The sequence below is a fragment of the Vibrio sp. HS-50-1 genome (assembly GCF_024747315.1).
GTDB classification, from domain to species: Bacteria; Pseudomonadota; Gammaproteobacteria; order Enterobacterales; family Vibrionaceae; genus Vibrio; species Vibrio diabolicus.
Window position 1 is genome coordinate 110,409 of sequence record NZ_JAMPZF010000005.1, and the last position, 25,635, is coordinate 136,043.

Annotated in this window: 21 protein-coding genes and 1 other RNA gene; 5 read left to right on the forward strand and 17 right to left on the reverse strand. The window is 46.2% G+C overall.

The window, feature by feature from the left end:
* Positions 1-2: 2 nt before the first annotated feature.
* Positions 3-2,732, reverse strand: coding sequence for a preprotein translocase subunit SecA (gene secA / locus NDJ01_RS05625; protein WP_258586415.1), 2,730 nt, complete (start codon positions 2,730-2,732; stop codon positions 3-5).
* A 408-nt stretch (positions 2,733-3,140) separates the two neighbouring features.
* On the opposite strand from secA, the gene NDJ01_RS05630 reads away from it, so the two are divergent.
* A complete protein-coding gene (locus NDJ01_RS05630) occupies positions 3,141-3,599 on the forward strand; it encodes a DUF721 domain-containing protein (RefSeq protein WP_258586416.1) in 459 nt (152 codons plus the stop codon).
* 114 nt (positions 3,600-3,713) lie between these two features.
* On the opposite strand, the gene lpxC is transcribed toward NDJ01_RS05630, so the two are convergent.
* The 16 genes from lpxC to rsmI form a co-directional block, all read right to left on the reverse strand.
* Positions 3,714-4,631, reverse strand: a complete 918-nt coding sequence (lpxC, locus tag NDJ01_RS05635) for a UDP-3-O-acyl-N-acetylglucosamine deacetylase (protein WP_025768410.1) — start codon at positions 4,629-4,631, stop codon at positions 3,714-3,716.
* A gap of 101 nt (positions 4,632-4,732) precedes the next feature.
* Positions 4,733-5,971 (reverse strand): cell division protein FtsZ, encoded by a 1,239-nt coding sequence (gene ftsZ, locus NDJ01_RS05640; RefSeq protein WP_012842149.1) that lies wholly within the window; start codon positions 5,969-5,971, stop codon positions 4,733-4,735.
* A gap of 30 nt (positions 5,972-6,001) precedes the next feature.
* Positions 6,002-7,264: a cell division protein FtsA gene (ftsA, locus tag NDJ01_RS05645; protein ID WP_012842150.1), complete on the reverse strand. Its 1,263-nt coding sequence runs from the start codon at positions 7,262-7,264 to the stop codon at positions 6,002-6,004.
* Complete coding sequence (locus tag NDJ01_RS05650) at positions 7,257-8,039, reverse strand: cell division protein FtsQ/DivIB (RefSeq protein WP_012842151.1); 783 nt, start codon at positions 8,037-8,039, stop codon at positions 7,257-7,259. Before NDJ01_RS05650 ends, ftsA begins: the two co-directional genes overlap by 8 nt.
* Positions 8,040-8,231: 192 nt before the next feature.
* Positions 8,232-9,689, reverse strand: coding sequence for a UDP-N-acetylmuramate--L-alanine ligase (gene murC, locus NDJ01_RS05655; RefSeq protein WP_167394134.1), 1,458 nt, complete (start codon positions 9,687-9,689; stop codon positions 8,232-8,234).
* Between the two features lie 22 nt (positions 9,690-9,711).
* Positions 9,712-10,779 carry an undecaprenyldiphospho-muramoylpentapeptide beta-N-acetylglucosaminyltransferase gene (gene murG / locus NDJ01_RS05660; protein ID WP_258586417.1) on the reverse strand — a complete coding sequence of 356 codons (1,068 nt, stop codon included), beginning with the start codon at positions 10,777-10,779 and terminating at the stop codon, positions 9,712-9,714.
* Entirely contained in the window at positions 10,766-11,962 is a 1,197-nt protein-coding gene (gene ftsW / locus NDJ01_RS05665) for a cell division protein FtsW (RefSeq protein WP_005372933.1), read from the reverse strand. Before ftsW ends, murG begins: the two co-directional genes overlap by 14 nt.
* A gap of 18 nt (positions 11,963-11,980) precedes the next feature.
* Positions 11,981-13,294, reverse strand: a complete 1,314-nt coding sequence (gene murD, locus NDJ01_RS05670; RefSeq protein WP_258586418.1) for a UDP-N-acetylmuramoyl-L-alanine--D-glutamate ligase — start codon at positions 13,292-13,294, stop codon at positions 11,981-11,983.
* Between the two features lie 39 nt (positions 13,295-13,333).
* Positions 13,334-14,416: a phospho-N-acetylmuramoyl-pentapeptide-transferase gene (gene mraY, locus NDJ01_RS05675; RefSeq protein ID WP_005372931.1), complete on the reverse strand. Its 1,083-nt coding sequence runs from the start codon at positions 14,414-14,416 to the stop codon at positions 13,334-13,336.
* Positions 14,416-15,780 (reverse strand): UDP-N-acetylmuramoyl-tripeptide--D-alanyl-D-alanine ligase, encoded by a 1,365-nt coding sequence (gene murF / locus NDJ01_RS05680; protein ID WP_258586419.1) that lies wholly within the window; start codon positions 15,778-15,780, stop codon positions 14,416-14,418. Before murF ends, mraY begins: the two co-directional genes overlap by 1 nt.
* Entirely contained in the window at positions 15,777-17,258 is a 1,482-nt protein-coding gene (gene murE, locus NDJ01_RS05685) for a UDP-N-acetylmuramoyl-L-alanyl-D-glutamate--2,6-diaminopimelate ligase (RefSeq protein ID WP_258586420.1), read from the reverse strand. Before murE ends, murF begins: the two co-directional genes overlap by 4 nt.
* Before the next feature lie 62 nt (positions 17,259-17,320).
* Entirely contained in the window at positions 17,321-19,114 is a 1,794-nt protein-coding gene (locus NDJ01_RS05690) for a penicillin-binding transpeptidase domain-containing protein (protein WP_006743237.1), read from the reverse strand.
* Positions 19,111-19,428, reverse strand: coding sequence for a cell division protein FtsL (gene ftsL / locus NDJ01_RS05695; RefSeq protein WP_005396451.1), 318 nt, complete (start codon positions 19,426-19,428; stop codon positions 19,111-19,113). The genes NDJ01_RS05690 and ftsL overlap by 4 nt, the downstream gene beginning before the upstream one ends.
* 5 nt (positions 19,429-19,433) lie before the next feature.
* The gene (gene rsmH / locus NDJ01_RS05700) at positions 19,434-20,384 is read right to left on the reverse strand and encodes a 16S rRNA (cytosine(1402)-N(4))-methyltransferase RsmH (RefSeq protein WP_005396452.1); all 951 of its coding nucleotides are present in this window, start codon (positions 20,382-20,384) and stop codon (positions 19,434-19,436) included.
* A 229-nt stretch (positions 20,385-20,613) separates the two neighbouring features.
* An RNA gene (gene rnpB, locus NDJ01_RS05705) (RNase P RNA component class A) lies at positions 20,614-21,041 on the reverse strand.
* A gap of 179 nt (positions 21,042-21,220) precedes the next feature.
* Complete coding sequence (rsmI, locus tag NDJ01_RS05710) at positions 21,221-22,084, reverse strand: 16S rRNA (cytidine(1402)-2'-O)-methyltransferase (protein ID WP_258586421.1); 864 nt, start codon at positions 22,082-22,084, stop codon at positions 21,221-21,223.
* Between the two features lie 68 nt (positions 22,085-22,152).
* Here rsmI and NDJ01_RS05715 point away from each other — a divergent pair, with 68 nt between their 5' ends.
* Genes NDJ01_RS05715 through NDJ01_RS05730 form a run of 4 tightly spaced genes read left to right on the forward strand, consistent with a single transcriptional unit; the run spans position 22,153 to position 25,600 of the window.
* On the forward strand, positions 22,153-23,964 hold the full coding sequence (locus NDJ01_RS05715) for a penicillin-binding protein activator (RefSeq protein WP_048626628.1): 1,812 nt from the start codon (positions 22,153-22,155) through the stop codon (positions 23,962-23,964).
* Positions 23,951-24,319 carry a YraN family protein gene (locus NDJ01_RS05720; RefSeq protein ID WP_012842156.1) on the forward strand — a complete coding sequence of 123 codons (369 nt, stop codon included), beginning with the start codon at positions 23,951-23,953 and terminating at the stop codon, positions 24,317-24,319. The genes NDJ01_RS05715 and NDJ01_RS05720 overlap by 14 nt, the downstream gene beginning before the upstream one ends.
* Positions 24,320-24,322: 3 nt before the next feature.
* Complete coding sequence (locus NDJ01_RS05725) at positions 24,323-24,913, forward strand: phosphoheptose isomerase (RefSeq protein ID WP_005372901.1); 591 nt, start codon at positions 24,323-24,325, stop codon at positions 24,911-24,913.
* 21 nt (positions 24,914-24,934) lie between these two features.
* The gene (locus NDJ01_RS05730) at positions 24,935-25,600 is read left to right on the forward strand and encodes a BON domain-containing protein (RefSeq protein WP_012842157.1); all 666 of its coding nucleotides are present in this window, start codon (positions 24,935-24,937) and stop codon (positions 25,598-25,600) included.
* Positions 25,601-25,635: the final 35 nt, after the last annotated feature.

A 25,635-nucleotide genomic window follows, 5' to 3' on the forward strand; every position in this document is an offset into this window, starting at 1 on the left:
GATTAGTCGATTTTGCCGTGGCACTGTTTGTACTTCTTGCCACTGCCACAAGGGCAAGGTTCATTACGACCTACTTTACGTTCATCACGTACCATTGGTTGATTTGAACCTTCTTCAGATTCTTCGCCTTCAGAAAGCGGATTTTGTGCTGCAGCGTGTTGCGCTTGCGCACGACGAGCGGCTTCTTCAGCTTGCGCACGACGCTGTTCTTCCATACGTTCAACTTCTTCTTGTTGCTGAACGCGAACACGAGATAGAACAGTAATAACGTCTGTTTTCAGCGCTTCTAGTAGACCCTCAAACAGTTCAAACGACTCACGTTTGTATTCTTGTTTTGGGTTCTTCTGTGCGTAACCGCGTAAATGGATACCTTGACGCAAGTGATCCATCGCAGCCAAATGCTCTTTCCAAAGCGTATCCAGAGTCTGAAGCATGACCGATTTTTCGAAGTTGCGAAGCACTTGTGCACCCACCACTTCCTCTTTCTCTTTGTACACTTCAACGGCTAGGTTGATGATCTTTTCACGTAATGCTTCTTCGTAAAGCTTGTCGTCTTCTTCAAGCCATTGCTTCACTGGCGCATCAAGATCGAAGTCCGCTTTCAAGCGCTCTTGTAGACCTTCAACATCCCACATATCTTCTAGTGACTGTGGTGGAATGTACTCATCAATAACCGCTGTTAGCACATCTTCACGGTTTTGCTCGATCATGCCGCTGATGTCTTCAACGTTCATTAACTCGTCACGCAGTTCGTAGACAACCTTACGTTGATCGTTCGCTACATCATCGTATTCAAGCAGCTGCTTACGGATATCAAAGTTACGACCTTCCACTTTGCGCTGTGCTTTTTCAATTGAGCGAGAAAGCATTTTCGATTCAATAGCTTCACCTTCTTCCATACCACTTTGAATAAGGCTCGCCATACGATCAGAAGTGAAAATACGTAGCAAAGAGTCTTCCATAGATAGGTAGAAGCGCGATGAACCCGCATCACCTTGACGACCAGAACGACCACGTAGCTGGTTATCAATACGGCGAGATTCGTGGCGCTCAGTACCGATGATATGTAGACCACCAGCTTCTAGTACTTGGTCATGCACCACTTTCCACTCTGCTTTAATCGCATCGATTTGCTCTTGAGTTGGGTTCTCTAAAGCTTCAACTTTTGATTGCCAGCTACCGCCAAGCACAATGTCCGTACCACGACCGGCCATGTTGGTCGCGATAGTTACCGCACCAGGCATACCCGCTTCAGCAACAATTTCCGCTTCTTTCTCATGGAATTTCGCGTTCAATACGTTGTGTTTGATCTTAGCCTTCTTCAATGCGTTAGAAAGAAGTTCTGACTTTTCAATCGACACAGTACCAACAAGCGTTGGCTGCCCTTTGGCAACACGCTCTTTAATATCTTCAATTATTGCCGCAAACTTCTCTGCTTCAGTACGGTAAACCACATCTGGCATATCGTTACGAATCATCGGCTTGTTGGTTGGGATAACCACCGTTTCCAAACCATAGATAGACTGGAATTCGAACGCTTCAGTATCCGCTGTACCTGTCATACCTGACAGTTTTTCGTATAAACGGAAGTAATTCTGGAATGTGATAGAGGCTAGCGTTTGGTTTTCGTTTTGGATCTTAACGCCTTCTTTCGCTTCGACAGCTTGGTGAAGACCTTCTGACCAACGACGACCTGGCATTGTACGACCAGTGTGTTCATCAACGATCACAACTTCGCCGTCATCGTTAACGATGTAATCCACATTACGCTCAAACAGCACATGTGCACGCAAAGCAGCATTCACGTGATGCAACATGCTGATGTTAGCCGGAGAGTAAAGTGTATCCCCTTCCTCCATCAGACCGTTTTTCACCAACAGTTCTTCAACGTATTCTTGACCCGTTTCTGTTAGGTATACTTGCTTTGATTTTTCATCAACAGTGTAGTGGCCATCACCACGGTATTCTTCAGAGTCTTCTTTATCTTGCTTTTTCAGATGCGGGATCAAAAGGTTGATTCGAGTGTATAGCTCAGAGCTATCTTCAGCAGGACCAGAAATGATCAAAGGAGTACGAGCTTCATCAATTAGGATTGAGTCCACCTCATCGACAACAGCAAAGAAGCGATCACGCTGTACACGATCTTCGCTACGGAAAGCCATATTGTCACGAAGGTAGTCAAAACCAAATTCATTGTTGGTTCCGTATAGAATGTCAGCTTGGTACGCTTCTTTTTTCTCTTGAGGAGGCATGTTTGGCACGTTTACGCCAACGGTCATACCTAAAAATTCAAATAGAGGGCGGTTCGTCTCAGCATCACGTTTAGCTAGATAATCGTTCACTGTTACGATGTGAACGCCTTTACCAGCAAGAGCATTTAAGTAAGCTGGAAGCGTTGCAGTCAGCGTTTTACCTTCACCTGTACGCATCTCCGCAATTTGACCCGCATTTAGAACCATACCACCGATAAGCTGAACGTCGAAGTGACGCATGCCGTAGACACGCTTAGATGCCTCACGAACCGTAGCAAAAGCTTCAGGAAGTAGTTTATCAAGAGTTTCACCTTTCTCTAGGCGCTCACGGAACTCAACCGTCTTTGCTTTTAACTCTTCATCACTTAGAGCTTCGAATGTTGGCTCGTAGTTATTAATTTCTTTTACAATTTTTCTAAGGCGGCGCAGTGTTCGGTCGTTGCGACTGCCAATCACTTTTGTCAGTAGCTTAGTTATCATTTTTCGTGAATCTCTCTTTAATCAGACCGTTCCCGATCTACTCATAATGCCTTCAGTCTCTGCCAGTTTGGAACTAAGAATACTGAGATAAATCATTTATCAAAGATATTGAGTTCAAACATCCATATTTCAAGGCTAAGTTTCGAAACAATGTGGCTTAGTGTAAGGATTTTTCATCGATACAACCATAAATAGACGTATTTGTTTGAAGCACTCTGAAGTTTTTACTTAAAGTGGTGACTGATTAGACGATATTGCATACCACAATATGTGTAATCTATTCAGAGCAGACTTTGCTTTTTACCTTGCTACATTGTAAAACTGAAGCGAAAGACGTTAATGTAAACTATACCTTGATAGAAAGCTGCTCTAGAATAGCTGATATCTCAACAAAATTAGATTTTACCTATGCGTGATCACCGTCCAACCTCGACTGAAGATGTTATTGCTGAATCACAGTTCAAGCAGATTCAAGAACATGCTGGAGAAATCTTACAGCTTAACCAAGCTTTGCAAGAGATCTTACCCACAGGGACGGCCGATCATTGCCGGGTGGCGAATGTTCGTAACGGCCACCTATTGATCGATGTTTCTAGTGCCGCGATCAAAATGAAGATCGATTACGATCGCCTCATGATCCTAAATAAACTTCGTACTCAAGGCTTTGCCAAACTGATGAGCGTTGAAGTGAGGATCAATCCATCATTATACCGAAATCGTTTCGAACAAGACGACAGACCTAAACGTCCACCATTAACAGAATCTGCAGCAACGTCATTGATGACGATTGCCGACATGGCACCGCCTAAAATTCAAGAGCGTTTAAAGCGATTGGCCGATATGGCAGAAAAGAAAGACCGTAAGTAACCGTTATTTCAATATGCTGAAAAGCTCGAATGCTATTAATAAGCCCAAGATTAAAGCCAAATAGCAAAAAACCAGGCATGAGCCTGGTTTTTTATTAATTTTAATGCCGAGTATTTACGCAAGCACCATATTTGGTTCAGCGAATGCTACTGGTGAGCCCACTTCTTCTTCGAATGTAGTCCACTCCCACGCTTCCTGATCAGCAAGAACAGCTCGCAGAAGTTGGTTGTTCAAACCGTGACCCGATTTAAAGGCGCGAAATTCACCGATGATTGGGTGACCACACATGTAAAGATCACCAATCGCATCCAACACTTTGTGAGTCACAAACTCATTTTCAAAGCGTAGACCTTCTTCGTTAAGAATACGGTAATCATCCAATACGATAGCATTGTCGAAACTACCACCCAAAACTAGGTTTTGAGACTGTAGATATTCGATATCACGCATAAAGCCAAACGTACGTGCACGAGAAATTTCACGAACGAAGCCTTTTGAGGAGAAATCAAACAGCAAGCGCTGCTCGTCTGACTCAATTGCAGGGTGATTAAATTCAATTTCGAAGTCCATGCGGAAGCCGTTAAATGGTACAAACTCTGCCCATTTATCGCCATCTTCAAAACGAACTGGCTTTTTAATACGGATGAAACGTTTTGGCGCATTTTGCGTTTCGATACCTGCTTGTTGTAGCAAGTATACAAATGGGCTAGCACTACCATCCATAATTGGAATTTCAGGTGCGTCTACTTCGACAATAATGTTGTCGATGCCCATACCAGCAAGTGCCGCATTCAAGTGCTCTACAGTTGAAATACGCACACCTTCGTCGTTTACCAAAGCAGTACATAGCATGGTGTCACGAACAGAAGCTGGATCAGCTGGAAAATCTACAGGTGGGTTTACATCTGTACGACGGTAAATGATACCTGTATTTGCAGCAGCCGGGCGCAGAGTAAGCGTGACTTTACGACCAGAGTGGAGGCCCACACCAGTTGTTTTCACTATTTCTTTCAGAGTACGTTGTCTGATCATCTGCTTGCCTCTCAAAAATTTGCTACAAAACACGGCCGTCTGTAACGTCGACCGTGAATGCTACCATAATTTTGAGCCATGTCAAATTTATGGATTAAAGATTAATCAGCCTGACGACGCAAAAATGCCGGGATATCTAAATAACCACTTTCCTTCTCTTGCTTCGGAGCCGCAGAGCTTTGGCTCGACGATGCTGGAGAAGAAGAAACTGTATTTGTAGGCTGAGGAGTTACCTGTGGCTTCTCTTGCACTTGATTATTTTGCAAGGTTTGTGCCGGTTTCTCTTCAGCTTGCGTTGCCGCCGCTTGCTGTTGTGGTTGAGCCTGCGGCGTCGGAGCCACTTTCGCTTTACCACCCGCAACTAGCGTGATATCTGGTTTTTTCTCATTGCCAATACCTGTCGCTACAACTGTTACGCGGATTTCATCAGTCATATCTGGGTCTAGAGAAGTACCGATAACAACAGTGGCATTGTCAGAAGCAAATGCTTTCACTGTATTACCAACCGTCTCAAACTCGTCAAGACGCATATCCAGACCTGCAGTAATATTAACAAGAACACCACGAGCGCCCGCTAGATCGATGTCTTCCAGAAGTGGGCTAGAAATTGCCATTTCAGCCGCTTCTTCAGCTCGGTCTTCGCCTTTAGCAATACCGCTGCCCATCATCGCGTGACCCATTTCAGACATTACTGTCCTTACGTCCGCAAAGTCGACGTTGATCATACCAGGGCGAGTAATTAGCTCTGCAATGCCTTGGACTGCGTTCTTAAGAACATCGTTCGCACTTGCAAAAGCTTCTAGTAGCGTGACACCACGGCCAAGTACTTTAAGCAGCTTTTCGTTTGGAATAGTAATCAAAGAGTCAACGTGCTTAGACAGCTCATCGATACCTTGCTCAGCGAACGCCAAACGCTTTTTGCCTTCAAAGCTGAACGGTTTTGTCACTACCGCGACAGTTAGAATGCCAAGCTCTTTAGCTACTTCAGCAATAACAGGTGCTGCACCAGTACCTGTACCGCCCCCCATACCAGCTGCGATAAACACCATATCGGCGCCAGTTAGGGAATCTTTAATTCTATCTCTGTCTTCGAGAGCTGCGTCACGGCCAACCTGTGGATTAGCACCTGCACCCAGACCTTTGGTGATATCGCCACCGATCTGAATAACATTGCCAACGCTTGTCTTACGAAGTGCTTGCGCATCAGTGTTGACGCTGATGAATTCCACACCTTCGATGGATTCACGCACCATGTGTTCAACGGCGTTACCACCGCCGCCACCAACCCCAACGACCTTGATTACTGCATCGTCAGACATTTCCATCATCGGTTCAAACATGTGTTGTCTCCGTTTATCCTGCAACTCAGGTTAAAACTCTTTTTGTATCCAGTTACGCAATTTATCGAAAAAGCCAGTAACAGATGAGCGTTTAGGTTCATTATAATCGCTATCGTCGCTAGACTGCATGTCTCTTGCGTAATGAAGTAATCCAACTGCCGTAGAATGGTACGGCTCTTTTACATAGTCAGTTAATCCGCTGACTTCGAGCGGTTTGCCGACCCTTACTTGATTGCGGAATACGCGTTCCGCACATTCTATCACTCCGTCCATTTGCGCAGCACCGCCGGTGAGTACAACTCCCGCAGCTAGATGGTGCTTTATACCCTCTTCGCGCAATTTCGCTTGTACAGAGTCAATAGTTTGGTTAACCAGTCCCATAAGCTCAGAGTAGCGTGGCTCAATCACTTCTGACAACGTTTGACGTTGCAGACTACGTGATGGTCGCCCACCTACACTTGGTACATTAACCGTGTCATCCTTACTGACCAGTTCACTCAAAGCACAGCCATATTTGACTTTTATTTCTTCAGCATCGCTCACTGGCGTACCAAAAGCAAAAGCAATATCGCTGGTTACAGCATTTCCTGCGTACGAAAATACTTCTGTGTGACGTAACGCACCGCCAGTCCAGATGGCCACATCCATCGTGCCGGCGCCAATATCCACCACACAAACTCCAAGCTCTCTTTCATCCTCGGTGATTACTGCATTACTTGCAGCAAGCCCAGAAAATACGAGTTGCTCTACTTTAAGGCCGCATCGTTCCACCGCCTTAATAATATTGCGTGCCATGTCATTATGGCATGAGATAAGGTGGACACTTACTTCCATTCTTACCCCAGATAAACCAAGCGGATTTTTGATTCCCTCTTGGTAATCAATAGTAAACTCTTGCGGAATCACATGAAGGATTCGCTGTTCATCACCGATTTTAATCGATTTTGCGGTATGGATAGCGCGATCCATGTCCTCTTGAGACACTTCTTCATCTGAAATCGTGCCCATACCTTTTTCAATTCGGCTTGCGATATGCTTACCAGACAACGAAATGAAGACTCGACTGATCTGGCACTCGGCCATCAATTCAGCTTGATCAATTGCACGTTGTACTGATTTTACAACCGACTCCAAGTCATTCACGCCACCTTTATCCATGCCACGTGAAGGGCTACTACCTGCGCCAATAATATTAATTTGACCGTCTGGTAGAACCTCACCCACTAGAGCCGATACGGTTGCAGTGCCTATATCAAGACCAACAATAATGTTGTCATCAGCGGCCTTAGTCATCTGTACTCTCTTCTAACTCTTGTTCAGGAAACCAACCAACTGCGGCTCCTGTATCGTACCTAAGATCGATATAACTGATTCTTTGCGTGTCACTGCCAAGCTTGTTATAGAGCTTAAAAAATCGCTCTATACGCTCAAGAAGAGACTCTTTACCGAGCTCTAATCGAATACCGTTATCAAGGATGATTTGCCAAGCTCGTCGCTCGTTTAATACCAGAGACGATATCGCTAAACCCAATTGCTGAAACTTAGGACTCAAATCACGGTAAGTCTGTAAGACTTCTGGTCCGCTGTCTTTGGGTCCGTACAGTTTCACTTTTTCTTCTTGTAACAGAGCCACATCGCCATCAAAAACAAACCCATTTTTATCTAACAGTTCGTTGCCATTCCAAATAGCTTCAGGTTGATGCTCTGTCAAAAAAACTTTTACTGTATCCGGCCACTGCTTTCGGATTGCGGCATGCGCCACCCATGGCAGAGCTTCGACACTTTGCTGTAATACATCAATATCCTGAGACATAAATGTACCGATGTGATCTATTCGACTAAATGCAGCCTGCACATCGTCAGCTTGGACATACTCCAGTTTTCCCTGAAGTACTATTTTGGAGAGAGGTAACCTTTGGTCATCCCACATCCAACTGATCGCCGAGTACAAAACAGAACTAATTAAGGTCACAACCACAACGAAAAATAACGCACCCAAGATTTTCTCTTGGCGACCACGGTTATTATCCGTGTTTGGTCGCTCGTCATTCAGTGCAATATTCAACAACGTCTTCGTTTCCTGACTTTTGTCGTGTACTTTTTACCCACATAATTACGCAGAGGTAAAAGTCTTGACTTTAACCTTGGGATTATACTGAGCTCTTGTAAACTATCAAACACTGATAGCAATAAATCACAATGATATTGACGCAAAATCGAGATCTGAGTCTTTATCTGTCCTTCGCGCCAACAATCTGTGTTAACCAAGCATCTTGTTTATATTTAATTCAAGACCTGCCAGTTGTTTCGCCACTTTACCAACATCACCCGCACCTTGCGTTAAGATTAGGTCGCCGTCTTGTATAACGTTAGCTAAAACTGAAGGTAATTGCTCGATTTCTGGAACAAAAATCGGATCTACCTTACCTCGGCTGCGAATTGTGCGACACAATGAACGCCCATCAGCTCCTGCAATTGGCTTTTCACCTGCGGCATAAACATCCAACATGATTAATACATCAACTTGCTCTAGCACATTCGCAAAGTCATCGTACAGATCACGAGTACGGCTATAACGGTGTGGTTGGAAAATCATAACGAGACGTTTATCTTGCCAACCGCTTCTCGCAGCATTAATGGTCACATCAACTTCTGTTGGGTGGTGTCCGTAATCATCCACTAACATGGCATGACCATTACCGGTATCAAACTCGCCAAGGTGATCAAAACGTCGTCCCGTGCCTTGCGTACCGGCCATTGCTTTTAGAATTGCATCGTCTTCAATGTCATCTTCGGTAGCCACTGCAATCGCAGCCGACGCATTAAGTGCATTGTGACGACCTGGAATGTTCAGAGTAATATCTAGGTTGGCACGCCCTTTACGTACTACCGTAAATTTGCCTTGCTGACCTTCTTGACGATAGTTTTCAATGCGTACGTCAGCATCTTCGGAGAAACCGTAAGTAATCACTTGACGACTAATACGTGGGATTAACTCTCGAACCACAGGATCATCAATACAAACAATAGCTTGGCCGTAGAACGGTAAATTGTGTAGAAAATCAATGAAGGTTTGCTTTAACGTTTCAAAGTCACCACCATAAGTATCCATATGATCGGCTTCGATATTGGTGACAATACTTACCATTGGTTGCAGGTGCAGGAATGACGCGTCGCTCTCATCCGCCTCAGCAATTAGAATACGACTCGAGCCTAAACGAGCATTTGTACCAGCGCTTTTCACCAAGCCGCCGTTTACAAACGTTGGATCAAGGCCTGCTTCAGAATAGATTTGTGTCACGAGTGCCGTCGTCGTCGTTTTACCGTGCGTGCCCGCAACGGCAATACCATGACGGAAGCGCATCAACTCAGCGAGCATCTCAGCACGACGTACAATAGGGATACGTAACTCCCGCGCAGCCATCACTTCTGGGTTTTCTTCGTTGATAGCGGTTGAAACCACAACCACACTGGCTTTTTCAACATTGCTTGCTTGGTGCCCAATAAATACCGTCGCACCTTTTGATACTAAACGCTCTGTCACAGGGTTTTCTGATAAGTCAGAACCCGTGATTTGATAGCCTTCATTCAACAGCACTTCTGCAATGCCGCTCATGCCCGCACCACCAATACCGATGAAGTGGATGGATTTCACGCGGCGCATCTCTGGCACCATGGCGCGAATCTGAGCTAAGTCTTGTGTATGTTGGATTGTCATCAATTCTATTCTCAATAATTCGTTAACGCTTTTCGGTCAAAGCGACAATGGCTTGTGCGACAACTCGGTCGGCATTCAATTTAGCAGCGCCACGCGCTTGCTCAGCCATCGTAAGTAAAGCTTGGCGATCCAATTGTTGGATCTGCTGAGTCAAAGACTCAACGGTTAAATCTGGTTGTTCAATCATTTTCGCTGCGCCGCATTCTACTAGATGATCGGCATTCAGTGCTTGTTGGCGATCTTTATGCATAAAAGGAACAAAGATAGCCCCTACGCCTGCCGCTGATACTTCAGAAACGGTTAACGCCCCTGAACGACAAACTAAAAGGTCAGCCCATGCATAAGCCTCTGCTACGTCGTCAATGAACTCTGTGACTTCTGCATTTACCACACCATTAGCTTGGTATGCTGCGTTCACTTCTTCGGCGGAACCTTTGCCCGCTTGATGACGAATACGGTAATCACCGCCCAACTTTGCCATCACTTCTGGCACAGTTTGGTTAAGAATGCGTGCACCTTGGCTACCGCCCATCACCAGAATACGAATTGGGCCTTGGCGATCTTGCATTCGCTCTGCAGGCGCTTCTAATCTTGTTAGGTCTTCACGAACTGGGTTACCGACTACCTCAGCATTAGGGAACGCACCAGGAAAGGCCTGAAAGACTTTCTTAGCAATTTTTGATAGCCATTGGTTTGTCAAACCCGCAACCGCGTTTTGTTCATGCAGAACAACAGGAATGCCACTCATCCAAGCGGCAATACCGCCCGGGCCGCTAACATAACCGCCCATACCAAGTACTGCGTCTGGCTGCCAGCGTTTCATGTGAGCACGAGCCTGCATAATGGCATTGATAATTTGAAATGGTGCTGCAAGAAGACGTTTAACGCCTTGACCTCGTAACCCTTTCACTTTGATAAAGTCGATTTCAATGCCATGTTTTGGCACCAAATCCGCTTCCATTCGATCCGCCGTACCTAACCAACGGATCTCCCAACCTTGCTCTTGAAGCTGTTTTGCTACCGCCAAACCTGGGAATACGTGACCGCCAGTACCACCAGCCATCACCATCAAACGTTTATTTTGTTTCATTAGCTTGTTGTTCTGATTGTTGTTGCTCGCGTTTCAAGCGGCATTCGTAATCGATACGCAGTAATATGGAGACTGCGACGGACATAATAATCAGACTGGAACCACCATAACTGATTAGCGGAAGTGTTAAACCTTTGGTTGGTACGATACCAGCTGCAGCACCAACGTTCACCAAGGTCTGGAACGCAAACCAAATACCGATACCGAAAGCCAGATAACCGCCGAACATTTCGCCTTCTTCAAACGCACGCTTGCCTATGTAAACCGCTTTTAGCACTAAGCTAAAAATCAGCATTAAGACCAGTACTACACCCACGAAACCAAGCTCTTCAGCAAGTACGGCAAACACAAAGTCGGTATGCGCTTCCGGTAGATATTCCAGTTTTTGAATTGAATTACCGAGACCTTGACCGAACCATTCACCACGACCAAACGCCATCAAAGACTGAGTCAACTGATAGCCACTGCCAAATGGGTCTTCCCACGGGTCAAGGAAGGAGGTTACTCGTCGCATACGGTATGGTTCGACTAAAATCAAACCTACCACAGCGCCGATACCTGCCACCATCAACGCGAGAAACTGCGTCAGTTTTGCGCCTGCGATAAACAGCATGCCAAACAGTGTTACTAGCATCACGACGACCGTACCCAAGTCTGGCTGACCAAGCAGTAATACTGCGAAGAAAGCAAACACCATGATTGGCTTCATAAAGCCACCAAAGAAGGTTTGTCGTACTTCGTCTTGCTTTCGAACTAAGTAACCAGACATAAAGATAAACAGCGATAGCTTCGCGACCTCTGCTGGCTGAAGGTTAAATAGCCCAAGGGGAATCCAACGAGACGCACCATTGACCGACTTACCCGCCAAGAGCACGATGATTAACAGTGCGAAAGAAGCCCAAAGTAAGTAGTGGCTTTTCTTAAACCACTCTTGCAAAGGCACTTGCAAAATAACAGCGGAGGTCCCTAACGCCAGCACGAGAAACGTCGCGTGACGAAACATAAAGTGAAACGGCTGCTCGGTTAATCGTGAGCTGATCGGAAATGATGCAGAGGTTACCATCACCAACCCCGTCAACATCAAACCCAGTGCAATCCACACTAACTGACGATCAAACATCGCCTCTGGGGCTGGATGCTTGAGCCAATTGCCAATACTGCGTTTAACGTTACCTAAACCCACGAAGTGTGTAACCTTTAATTATGCATATTTCTGAGCAAGAGCAGCGAAAGCATCACCTCTTGCCATAAAGTTGTCGAATTGATCAAAGCTAGCACATGCAGGAGACAGCATCACCATATCACCTGGTTTTAACTGCGAAGATACTTGTTGAATCACATCTTCCATGGTGTCGAAACGTATTGCAGATTCATGCAGTGGCATAAATTCATCGCCATCAGCGCCAAAGCAGCACAGTTGCAAGTTAAGCGTCGCGAAGATCGGTTTTAATGGCGAGAAGTCAGCACCTTTGCCAACACCACCAACGAGCAAGTAGAGCTTACCTGTCGACTCCAAACCAGATAGCGCAGCCATAGTGCTCGCAATATTAGTTGCTTTAGAGTCATTCACCCATTTTACGCCTTGATTATCCGCAACCACCTGGCATCGGTGTGTCAGTCCCGTGTAATTTTTAAGTGCATTCAATGCGTTGTGATAGTTTACGTCCGCAGCTTTTAATAGCGCTAAAGCAACCAGAGCATTAGATAAGTTATGCTTACCAACCAACTTAAGCTCATCACTCGCGACGACTCGTTGACCATGCTCGAGTAGCCAAGTGCGATTGCCATCCACCTCGAGACCAAAGTCCTGATTGTCGCTGCCAAATGTCACCAATGGCACCTCTGCATCTGGGAAGGTTTCTTTATCATCACGGTTCACTACCGCGAGATCAGCATGATCAAAAATACGCAACTTGGCTTGTCGATAGTTAGACATGCCTTGATAACGGTCCATATGATCTTCAGAAAGATTCAGAAACGCAGCGGCTTTGAGCTTTAAGCTTGACGTCGTTTCTAACTGGAAGCTTGAGAGTTCAAGCACATACAGGTCTGCGTCATGTTCTAGTAAATCCAATGCAGGAACGCCGATATTGCCACCAACGCCAACTTCCAAACCCGCGGCCTTGGCCATCACGCCAGTGAGATCGGTGACTGTGCTCTTACCGTTTGAGCCCGTAATCGCAATCACCGGTTTCTGCACCGCCCAGGCGAATAACTCAATATCACCAACTACTGTCGTGCCTTTTGCTAATAAGGCTTGGATCTCTGGTGTCGCTAGCGCAATACCAGGGTTGGTCACGATAAGATCAGCGTCAGAAAGCCAGTCTGTATTCCAACCACCACTATGCAGTTGAATACCTTCCGGCAAGCGCTCTGCTCCCGGAGGGTTTACGCGAGTATCAATGACTTTGACCACAAGCTGTGGCTGATTTTTTCTTAGGTGTTTAACGACAGAGAGCCCGGTAATACCGAGCCCTACGACGACAACACTATGTATGTTTTGCCAACGTTCCATATTTGATCACACTGTAAATCTTGTTCTTGGAAAGTGCGATTAACGCACTTTCAATGTCGCAAGACCAATCAGAACAAGAACCATAGAAATAATCCAGAAGCGCACGATTACGCGAGGTTCTGGCCAACCTTTCAATTCGTAGTGGTGGTGAATCGGTGCCATACGGAAGATCCGCTGACCACGCAGTTTGTATGAACCCACCTGTAGAATTACCGACAGCGTTTCCATCACAAACACACCGCCCATGATCACCAACACCAACTCTTGACGAACGAGAACAGCAATAGTGCCTAACGCGCCGCCAAGCGCTAGTGAGCCGACATCACCCATGAACACTTGTGCTGGGTACGTGTTAAACCATAAGAAACCAAGGCCTGCACCGACGATTGCTGTACATACGACAACCAACTCAGAAGCATGTGGTAGGTATGGAATATGAAGGTATTCAGAGAAGTTAACGTTACCCGTCGCCCATGCAATAACCGCGAAGCCTGCAGCAACAAGAACCGTTGGCATGATTGCCAAACCGTCTAGACCATCGGTCAGGTTAACCGCGTTACTCGTACCGACAATCACAAAGTAAGTCAGGATAATGTACATCAAACCAAGTTGCGGCATGATGTCTTTAAAGAATGGCACCACGAGCTGAGTGGCTGCAGTGTCTTTACCGTAAGCGTACAATGCAAAAGCCACGACAAACGCGATCAACGATTGCCAGAAGTACTTCCAACGCGCGATCAAACCATCGGTATTTTTGCGCACCACTTTACGATAATCATCAACAAATCCGACTGCACCGTAGCCAAGCAAGACCGTCAATACCGCCCATACATATGGGTTGGATAAGTCAGTCCAAAGCAAGATTGTGATTGAGATGGCCGCTAAGATCATGATACCGCCCATCGTTGGAGTACCACGCTTACTAAAGTGAGATTCAGGACCTTCGTTACGTACTACCTGACCAATTTGCAGCATTTGCAAACGCTTGATCATGATTGGTCCCATCCATAATGACAGACCCAGAGCGGTTAATACGCTTAGAATTGCTCGAAAAGACAAGTATTCAAACAATCGGAAAAAAGACAGGTATGGCTGTAGCAGCTCGGCAAGCCAAATAATCATTAATAATACTCCTTCAAAGCAGCAGCGACTTCAAACATACGTGCACCGTTCGCTCCTTTCACCAAAATCGTATGGTTTTCAGGAACGGCTTGGTCTAGATGCTGCTTGATGTATTCAATCATCTCTTGGTGCGTCTCAAAATGAATGCCTTGGCAAAGCTCACTGATCACCTTGGCGTCTGCACCATATGTGAGAACATGTTCAAATTTTTGTGGGGCAGCATGTTCCCCGACTTGACGATGAAGTGCAAGACTTTCCTCGCCCAATTCCGCCATATTACCTAAAATCAGCCAGCGCTGACCTGGGAAAGCAGCCAATAAGTCAACCGCCGCTTTCATGGCTGGCACGCTTGCGTTGTAGCTGTCATCAATCAATTTGATTTTTTCGCTCAGCGCTTCAACCTCGACGCGACCTTTCACTTTGTTTAAATGTTTAAGGCCAGCGCGAACCTCTTCTAATGTGGCGCCCATTTGTAACGCAATAATGGAAGCTGCGATTGCATTCGCCACGTTGTGTTGACCTATAATACCCAGAGACAGTTCAATTTCTTGTGAGCTTGCTGCGATATGTAGGTTAAAGCTGGCCTCTCCCGCGGCATTCATCACGATATTTGATGCATAGTAATCAGCCACAGAATTACTTTGTGAGAAGGTGATAACTTCCTTATCCGCCAGCACGTTTTCCCACTTTGTTTCGCCATTGCTGTCTAAATTGACAATCGCAATACTACCTGCAGCAAGACCTTGGTAAATTTCACCTTTGGCTTGTTTCACGCCATCAATAGAACCGAAGCCTTCAAGATGCGCGGCGGCTACATTATTCACTAACGCGATATCTGGTTTTACTAACTGCGTTGTGTAAGCAATTTCACCGATATGGTTAGCACCAAGCTCAATCACGGCATAATCGTCATCCTGCTGTGAGCGCAATAACGTCAACGGAACACCAATATCATTATTGAAGTTACCCGCAGTAAACAGCACTTTGCCTTTCAATTGCAGAATGCTCGCGACCATTTCTTTGACGGTCGTTTTACCACAACTGCCTGTGATGGCAACGGTAGGTGTTTGGCAAGTTTGATGCACCCAAGAGGCTAACTCACCCAGTGCCATTTTGGTGTCCGACACCACGACTTGTGGCACATTCACATCTAAACGTTTTTGTACGAGTAAAGCACCAGCGCCTGCATCCACCGCTTGCTGGCAAAAGTTGTGCGCATCAAAGCGCTCACCCACCAGCGCAACAAATAAAGCACCGTTGTCAATCGCTCGTGTATCAGTAGAAACCGCGTCGATAAGTAGATCATCGCCGAATAGCTCACCGCGAGTGATGTTGGCAATTTGAGATAACGTTACTTTGATCATAAGGACAATCCTAAAAGCTGCATAGCAGACTCACGGTCGGAGTAATGAATCGTTTCGCCATTCCGAATTTGATAATCTTCGTGGCCCTTACCCGCTAACAAGATGATGTCTTTTGGCGAAGCATTCTCAACCGCATAAGACAGTGCTTTGAAACGGTCATGCTGCACAATCGCTTCGGCAGGTTTTGACAGCCCGGATAACATGTCTTTTACAATCTGAGCCGGCTCTTCGCTGCGTGGGTTATCGTCAGTCAACACCACTCTGTCGCCTAGACGCTCTGCAATTTCCGCCATCATTGGGCGCTTACCTGCATCGCGATCGCCTCCGCAACCAAAAATAGCCCACAGCTGCCCCTCACAGTGAACTCGTAAAGCTTGCAGCGCTTTTTCTAAAGCATCAGGAGTATGGGCATAATCGACCACGACTTTGGCACGGTCCTCTGTCTGGAATAACTCCATTCGGCCGAGTACAGGTTGTAACTGACCTGCGGTTTCGAGTAACGCTTGTTTATCCTTACCCAAGCTTAATAAGGTCGCAAAAGCGAGCATTATGTTGGTTGCGTTAAACTCACCAATCAGTGGCGCGTGCAATTGACCTGAGCCAAATTTACCATCAAATTGGATAGTAATCCCCGACTCCGCGTAACGGACATCTGTCGCCCAAATTGCGCTTTCAAATTCAGTGTTCGGTTTAAGTGACACCGCAATCGCATTGCTTAACTGCGACGCCCATGCATGACCGACTTCATCATCGACATTGATAATGGCACGTTCACATTGATGTTGCGTAAACAACTCCAGCTTTGCATTGGCGTACTCTTCCATCGTGCCATGATAATCTAGGTGATCACGACTTAGATTAGTAAACACACCCGCCGCAAACGACAACGCCTTGACACGGCCTTGCGTTAAGCCATGAGAAGAGACTTCTAGCGCGGTGTATGTGGCTTGTTGATTTGCGAGAGAGGAGAGCGTTTTCTGAATTTCTACAGCATTCCCTGTTGTATTCGCGGCTTGCTGTAAATTGTCGAGAAAACCATTTCCCGTCGTGCCCATCACTGCCGCTTTGTGGCCAAGTAGCTCTAGCCATTGTGCAATTAGCTGGGTAATGGTGGTTTTGCCGTTGGTACCGGTGACACCAATCAAATCCATATCTGGGTAAGCATAGAGCTTTCCAGCGATTGCAGATAAACGTTGATCCAACGTATCGAGGTAAATAACGGGAACGTCATCGATGATTTCCACCGTGCTGTGTGCTTTTACATCACAGGCTTGCGCTAGAACCGCATTGGCCCCTTGCTCAATGGCAGAAGCAATGAAGTTACGCCCATCCACAACATGGCCAATCACCGCGACAAACGTGGTTCCAGGTTGAACTCTTCGGCTGTCGAGCTCCAATTCAGAAACAAGAACGGACGATAAGCTTGGGCAATCCACCCAAGGGGAAAGCAGCACGTCCATACTGATGGCTTTAGTCATATTTGTTCTCCGAGCTTTGGCTCAGGTTTTCTTAATTTTGTTTGCTCAGTAAGCCACTCGGCTTACTGCTGGAATTTATTTTCGTCTGGTGCAACATTGAGTATTTGTAGCGCGCCTTTCATGATTTCAGAGAAGACAGGAGACGCTACCGAACCACCATAGTAATCATCACCTTGAGGCTCGTTTACGATCACAACCAATGCAATTCGCGGATCGCTAACCGGAGCAAGCCCTGCCGTATAAGTGATGTACTCATCGCTGTATCCACCTGCAGACGCTTTACGTGAGGTACCTGTTTTGGCTCCCACTCGATAACCAGGAACTGCCGCTCGACGAGCTGAGCCTCCTTTTTGGGTTACGGTTTCCAGCATGTCCAAGACCTGGCGTGCGTACTTTGCACTCACTACTTGGCGCGACATGTCATGATCATTGCTTTCGATAATATGGATTGGCTCGTATTTGCCGAGATTTCCAAGCGTCGCATAGGCATGCGCTAACTGGATTGGCGTTATCGATAGACCATAACCAAACGCAATCGTGGCACGTTCAATAGGAGACCATCGTGTTCGTGTCGGGAAGATACCAGTCACTTCCCCAACGAGGTTCAGACCAGAAAGCTCACCAAAGCCCACAGAGCTGTACAGACCGAGCAGCGCCTCTACTGGCATTTGCATTGCCAGCTTCGTCACACCGATGTTACTCGATTTTTTGAGGATCGTGGTCAAGCTCGCTTTACCCACGCGGGATACATCTCTTACTCGGCTACCACCTAAACGAAGTACACCATTACCGGTATCTACGATGGTATCTTTATCGGCTACCCCATTTTCTAAGGCGGCTAAAATAACGAAAGGCTTAATGGTGGAGCCTGGCTCCATCGAGTCCGTGATCACTCGGTTACGCATTTTATAGCTTTGCCAGTCGCTACGATTGTTAGGGTTGTAGGAAGGCGCATTCACCATGGCCAATACGGCGCCGGTTTTCACGTCCAACATAACAACTGAGCCTGACGTGGCGCGATGGTCCGCAACAGCTTGTTTAATCGCACGATAAGCAATCGCCTGTAGGCGCTGGTCGATTGTTAACTGGAGTGACTTACCTTCTTGCTTGTCTTGCCACGCAATGTTTTCTACGACGCGACCATAACGGTCTTTACGAATGGTTTTCTTACCTGCGGCGCCAGTAAGCCACTCATCGTAGCTACGCTCAACACCCTCTAGACCATGCCCATCAATCCCCGTCACCCCAACTAAGTGAGCACTAACCTCACCGGCAGGATAGTAACGACGAGATTCTGACTTAAGACCCACACCAGGCAGCTTTAGCTCACGAATATAGTTCGCCATGGCTGGACTCACTTGGCGCTGCAAGTAAATAAAGCGGCGCTTTTCATTGTGCTTGATCTTGTCTATCAACCCTTGTCGGTCAACACCAAGAACATCCGCTAATGCATACCAACTCTTGGTCTGGCTTAAGGCATTTTCTTTAAATATCGTCGCGGGATCCGCCCAAACGGCCTCAACAGGCACACTGACAGCGAGCGGCTCACCATTTCGGTCCGAAATAATACCGCGTGCAGAAGGAATGGATTTCACACGAACCGAGCGTAGGTCACCTTGTTTAATCAGGTTATCCGGTTCAATGATTTGAATATAGGCTACGCGCGCCACCAAAAGTGCAAATGCACAAAAGACAAAAAACAGTAATAGATGGAAGCGCCAACGAATCAGAAAGGATTCTTCAACCGCCACTTTCACTGCTTTTTTCTCGGTTTTCGTATCCCCCGAAGCGTTTTTTTCTTTCGCGACAGGTTTACGCTTGTTGCTTGGTTTCGTGTTGGTTTTCTTTCTAATCATTTGAGCGTGACAACCACTTCTTTATCGCCATCAGGTCGTTTCATTTCAAGTTCTTTTTTGGCAAGGTCTTGAACACGACTGTGTTCCGCGAGGGCCGTTTCTTCCAACATCAGGTTGCGCCATTCGCTATCTAAACGCTCTCGTTCAACCAAAGTGTGATCTTTTTCGGTGATCGCTTGACGCGCATGGTGGGTAGCAAATACCACTCCCATTGCCGATGCCACGATCAATAGCAACAACACTAATGGCCAGCGACCAACGGTGATAAGATCCGTTGCAATCAACTTAGCAAGGTTAGGAGTGGGTTTCGTCATAATAATTAAAGCTTTTCTGCAATTCTTAGCACAGAGCTGCGCGAACGAGGGTTCATTTCAATTTCTTGTTTGCTTGGCTTAATCGCTTTGCTCACCGCTTTCATATTCGCACTACCAAGAGCACGAATTTGCTCTTCAGTCATTGGAATGCCATGTGGCACTTCAGGTCCTTTGCTCTCTTTACGGATAAAACGTTTGACCATACGGTCTTCCAGAGAGTGGAAACTGATGACAGATAAACGACCTTCAGGAGCCAGAATACTTGCCGCGCCTTTTAGTGCCGTATCAATTTCTTCTAACTCACTGTTGATGTAAATACGAAATGCCTGGAACGCACGAGTCGCAGGGTGTTTTTTCTCTTTAAAGCTTTTGGGTGCAGCATCTGAGATCAGCTTCGCGAGCTGGCCAGTACGTACCAGAGGTTCATTTTCTTCGTCTTCACGGTAGGCAACAATCGCTTTGGCAATGCGGCGCGCGTGTTTGTCTTCACCAAACTCACGAATCACCCAAGTAATATCATCTAAGTCAGCTTCCATTAGCCATTGAGATACGGGAATACCTGATGTTGGGTCCATACGCATATCTAGCGGGCCGTCTTTCATAAAGCTAAAGCCACGCTCTGCGTCGTCTAACTGCGGAGAAGAAACACCTAAATCCAGTAGAACGCCATCAACTTTGCCAACCAAGTCATACTCTTTAGCATACTCAGCAATGCCAGAAAATGGACCATGAATGATGGTGAAGCGAGGATCATTGATTTTGCCTGCTTCAGCTATCGCTTGAGGGTCACGATCGATACTGTACAGTCGGCCGTTTTCTCCGAGTTTAGATAGAATAGTCCGGCTGTGACCGCCACGGCCAAATGTTCCATCGATATAGATACCGTCTGGTTTGATAGCTAAGCCATCAATGGATTCATTTAATAACACGGAAATATGTTGGAAGGTTTCGGTCATAGCTTTCTCGTTGAATGATCTTGAAGCGATTTTAAGATATGTTGCTCTCTCATGCTGAATATTTATAGCAAAAGATCAACCTACCATAGTGTACTGATTTCCCACATCATCGCCACCTCAAGTCTAAAGTCAGACGTGATTTAACGCCAAGTTTATTGGTAATGACAGGGTTTACGTCAATAAAATGCAAAAAACCCATCACTACAAAAAGTAGTGATGGGTCTCGAATAGTTGGAGTCGACACATAAGCCGGGTTCTGTTCCGCTTGCGCGGCGGTAGCCATTCGTCTAGGCCAGCAATCGCTCACTGGCTCAAGCAACCTACCCGCCTCCTTACGCGAGCAACGCAATGTGGAGGCCTATTTGGTCTTGCTCCGGGTGGAGTTTACCCTGCAACGAACTATTGCTAGTCGTCCGGTGCGCTCTTACCGCACCCTTTCACCCTTACCTGTGCCCTAGGGCCATCGGCGGTCTTCTCTCTGCTGCACTTGTCGTAGGCTTGCGCCTCCCAGGCGTTACCTGGCACCCTGCTCTATGGAGCCCGGACTTTCCTCCCCTTTACCAGTCTCCCGAAGGACGTCAACGTCAGTCTCCCAAAGGACTTCAACGTCAGTCTCCCGAAGGACATCAGTAAAGCAGCGACTACCCAGTCAACTCCGAGGGCGGATTGTATAGAGTTATCTACTCAGAGTCTAGTGAGATCACAGATATGATGAAATGAATGCATTGAGTGGTGTTTTTTTAACCTAACCATCAAACATTGAGCCTAAAATTGAGCCTAAAAAAGGCCGATATTTTCACATCGACCCGCTTTACCATGTGTCTCGTTAGCCGTGCTTAGTCTAAATTTTCTAAGCCCCACTTATACAACGCATTCTTCTTCAAGTTATGAATTTCTGCTACCAAAGCCGCTGCTTTTTTCAAAGGCAGCTCTTTGGTTAAAATCCCTAATGTACGCAAGGCATCGTCTGGCAATGAATCGTCCGCGGTTTCGCGATGACCATGCACCAACAATACCATTTCGCCACGCTGTTGGTTATCGTCACCTTTCACCCACTCAATTAACTCACCTAATGGCATACCTTGAATGGTTTCAAAGGTTTTCGTTAGTTCTCTCGCCAACACGACTTCTCTATCTGGGCCAAGAACGTCTAACATGTCTTGTAGAGAGTCCAAAATACGGTGCGGTGACTCGTAAAAAATACACGTACGCTCTACCGAAGCAATCTCTAGGAATTTATCCTTACGGCCTTTGCTTTTCGGTGGTAAAAAGCCTTCGAAGCTAAAGCGATCGGATGGCAAGCCTGATGCACTTAACGCCGTAATGACCGCGCAAGCACCAGGAAGCGGCACAACTCTAACGCCCGCATGACGACATTTTGTCACCAAATGGTATCCTGGGTCGCTGATAAGTGGCGTACCAGCGTCAGAAACTAACGCGATAGACTGACCGGAAAGCAGCTTTTCTACCAAAACCTGTGCTTTTTGCTGTTCATTGTGATCATGCAGAGCAAAAGTTTTGGTTTGAATATTGAAGTGAGACAGTAATTTACCCGTATGTCGAGTATCCTCAGCAGCAATGATGTCCACCGTCGACAGAATTTCGATAGCACGTTGGGTGATATCCGCTAAATTTCCGATTGGAGTCGGTACGATATAGAGAGTTGGCCCCTCATTCGGCAACTTATTTTTATCTGTCATTTGTTTACCATCACTTCAACGATTAATATAGAGACAATTTTGTACAAAATTATAGAGAACTCACGGCAATGATTAACCATAAGAGACTCAGTGTACCACGCATACTTACTCCTGTTGCACTAGCAATTACGCTCGCCGCCTGTTCTTCAGGTCCAAGACAGCCTGATGGCGTTGATGTAACACTTGAGCCTACTCAGTCTGTTCAGAACTATATGATCCAAGCTGATAGCACGGAAGGCAGTTTACAAAATGACTGGTTGATCATGGCAACCAAAGCCGCTATTCAAGCGAACCAGTTTGATCAAGCAGAACTGTTGATCAAACGTCTGGCTCGACAACAGTTGACCGAAGTTCAGCAAGCGGAGTGGCAACTGGCGCGTGCGACCATACAGCAAAAGCAAGGTAATTACTCGCAGTTGCTGCAATTGTTAAACTTTAAACCTTGGTGGAAATTGCCAAACGAGCAATGGAAAGACTATTACTTGATGCGTGCCGACGCTTATCAAGGCCTTAACCAAGCGTTTGAAGCAAACCGCCAGCTGGTTGCATTTGGTCAATACGCCTCGTCAGCAGAGCAGAGGGAAATCTCTAGCCGTATTTGGATGAACTTTGGCAGCTACTCAGAATATGAACTCACCTCATTAGAAACAGAGCCGAATGAGGATGTTTTAGACGGCTGGCTTCAGCTGGCTGTTTATGCAAAAACGCTATCGGGCAACCTGTCCCAACTTAAAAATACGCTAGAGCGCTGGTTAAGCGAAAACCCTTCGCACCCTGCTGCTATCTATACACCAGAAGAGATTCAAAACATTCTCTCTCTTGATATCGTGAAGCCAAACAATACTGCTTTATTGCTGCCGCTGACGGGTAAGTTCTCACCACAAGCGCAATTAATTCGTGATGGTTTTGTGTTTGCGATGATGAATGATCGTAATCGAGATCCTAGTGCAACACTTACGGTGATTGACACCAATGCGTATAACGCTGACCAAATTAAACAACGCTTGATCAATGAAAACATCGATTTTGTTGTTGGCCCTCTAGAAAAAGAGAACGTGGAGTTGTTGCACACAACCATGGATGGCTCAGCAAATGGCCCTACCATTCCAGCCCTTGCGCTAAATATCCCCGAGGATGTGCAACCAGATAGCAATATTTGCTACTTGGCATTATCACCGGAACAAGAAGCCGCACAAGCTGCAAAACACTTGTTCAGCGAAGGCTACAACTTCCCTCTTATTCTTGCACCAAAAGGCAGCTTTGGTGAGCGTGTAACTGAGGCTTTCAACAAAGAATGGCGAAAGTACAGCTCTAACAAAGTCGCAGCAAGTTACTTTGGTGACAAGCGCCAACTTCAAAAAGACATCAATGAAGTATTTGGCCTGCAAGAGAGCAAGCAGCGTATCGCCCAGATGCAATCATTAATGCGAATTAAGCTTGAAACACAGCCACGTAGCCGTCGTGATGTTGATGCGGTTTATATCGTAGCTAGAAGCACTGAGCTGACTTTGATCAAGCCGTTTATCGAAGTAGCGATTAACCCTGATGCGAAAGCACCACAAATCTTCTCTAGTTCGCGTAGCAACAGTGGCGGCGCGACATACGAAGATCTAACAGGCATCATCTACAGCGACATTCCATTGCTGATTGACCCAGATCCTAGCGTAACCGCTGAAATGAACGAGCTTTGGTCAGAGCAATCTAACATGGAAAAACGTTTGAAAGCACTCGGTATGGATGCATATAAATTGATCGGTGAACTTCCACAAATGAAGGTCGTTCCTGGTTACTCAGTCGGTGGCCAAACCGGTATTTTAAGTATCGACAACAACTGTGTTGTACAGCGTGAATTGAGCTGGGCTGAGCGTGGGGCTCTTTAGTAAGCGCCAAATCGGAAATCAATATGAAGCTCTGGCGAAGCACTATTTGCAACGCCAGGGCTTGCGCTTTATTGAACAAAATTTCCTGACCAAGGTCGGTGAGATTGATTTAATCTTCCAACAAGGTGAAACTATCGTGTTTGTTGAAGTCAAATATCGTAAGAACGATCACTTTGGCTCAGCAGCAGAAATGGTAACGCACGCAAAAATGCGCAAGCTAATCAAAACTGCACAAGTTTGGCTTAGCCAACAAAAGCGCTTAAAACACAATATCGATTATCGGTTTGATGTCATCGCTATTCATGACAATGGGCGAGATATCAACTGGATAGAAAACGCAATCTCTGAAGGATAAGCGATGCTAGACAGCATTAAAGACAGCTTTACAGAAAGTATTCAAATTCAAATCGCAGCAGCAGAGGCGCTGCCCGATGCCATTACTCACGCGGCCCAAGCGATGGTCTCAAGCTTGCTCAATGGCAACAAAATTTTATGTTGTGGTAATGGCGGCAGTGCTTCAAACGCTCAACAATTTGTTTCTTGTCTTTTAAACCGTTTTGAAACTGAGCGCCCTAGCCTACCTGCTATGGCCTTAACAGCCGATAATACAACCCTGACCGCTGTTGCAAACGACTACCACTACCAGGAAATTTTCTCAAAGCAGGTACGAGCGTTTGGCCAACCAGGCGATATTCTGCTTGCCATGTCGACTAGCGGTAACAGCAAAAATATTATCAAAGCGATGGAAGCGGCCGTAACTCGAGACATGACGATTATCGCGCTAACAGGAAAAGATGGCGGTGAGATGGCAGGACTGCTTGGTGAGAACGACGTCGAAATTCGCATTCCATCACACCGCACTGCACGTATTCACGAAGTACATATGGTGACACTCCATTGTCTTTGTGATCTTATTGACCAGGTGCTTTTCCCTGCTCATGAAGAGTAACCAAGACTGAGGGTCAGAATTATGATACGTAGCTTCGTTATCTTATTAACAGCATTGAGTTTAAGTGGTTGCGCTGGCTTGTTTATCGCTGGCGCTGCAACCACAGCAAATATTGTCACGGACACACGCAGTACAAAACAAATTTGGCAGGACAACAACATCGAATTCGAAGTTGCGGCGATCGGTAACAAGGCACCGTTTAAAGGTGAGGTTCGTGTTGTTGCCAGCTCCTATAACGGTACGGTTGTTCTTATGGGTCAGGCTCCAACGCAAGACCTTATCCATGCTTTAGAGCGAAGAGCTCGAGAAGTTAGTGGTGTGAAAGTCATACACAATCAAATCAAACAAAAAGAGCCACTCACTGTCACTCAAATTAGCAACGACAGCTGGATCACAACCAAAGTAAAATCAGCCTTGCTGACCGACTCTGAACTCAATGGCGTTAAGGTTAAAGTGATCACCGAAGACGGCGACGTTTTTCTGTTTGGTTATGTCACACCAGAGCAAGGCGAGCGAGCGACAGAAATCGCGCGTAATATCTCTGGCGTAAAACAAGTCATTAAAGGGTTCCAATATGGCGAAATGGAACCTGTTGAAGTGGACTTACCGAGTGACGGTGTACAAACAATAGAAAGTGAGACAAACGCGGAAAATGAAGCCAACGTCGAAGCATTTACGATTGAGTAATTGCGAAACATCACTTGAAAACACGTCAAGACACT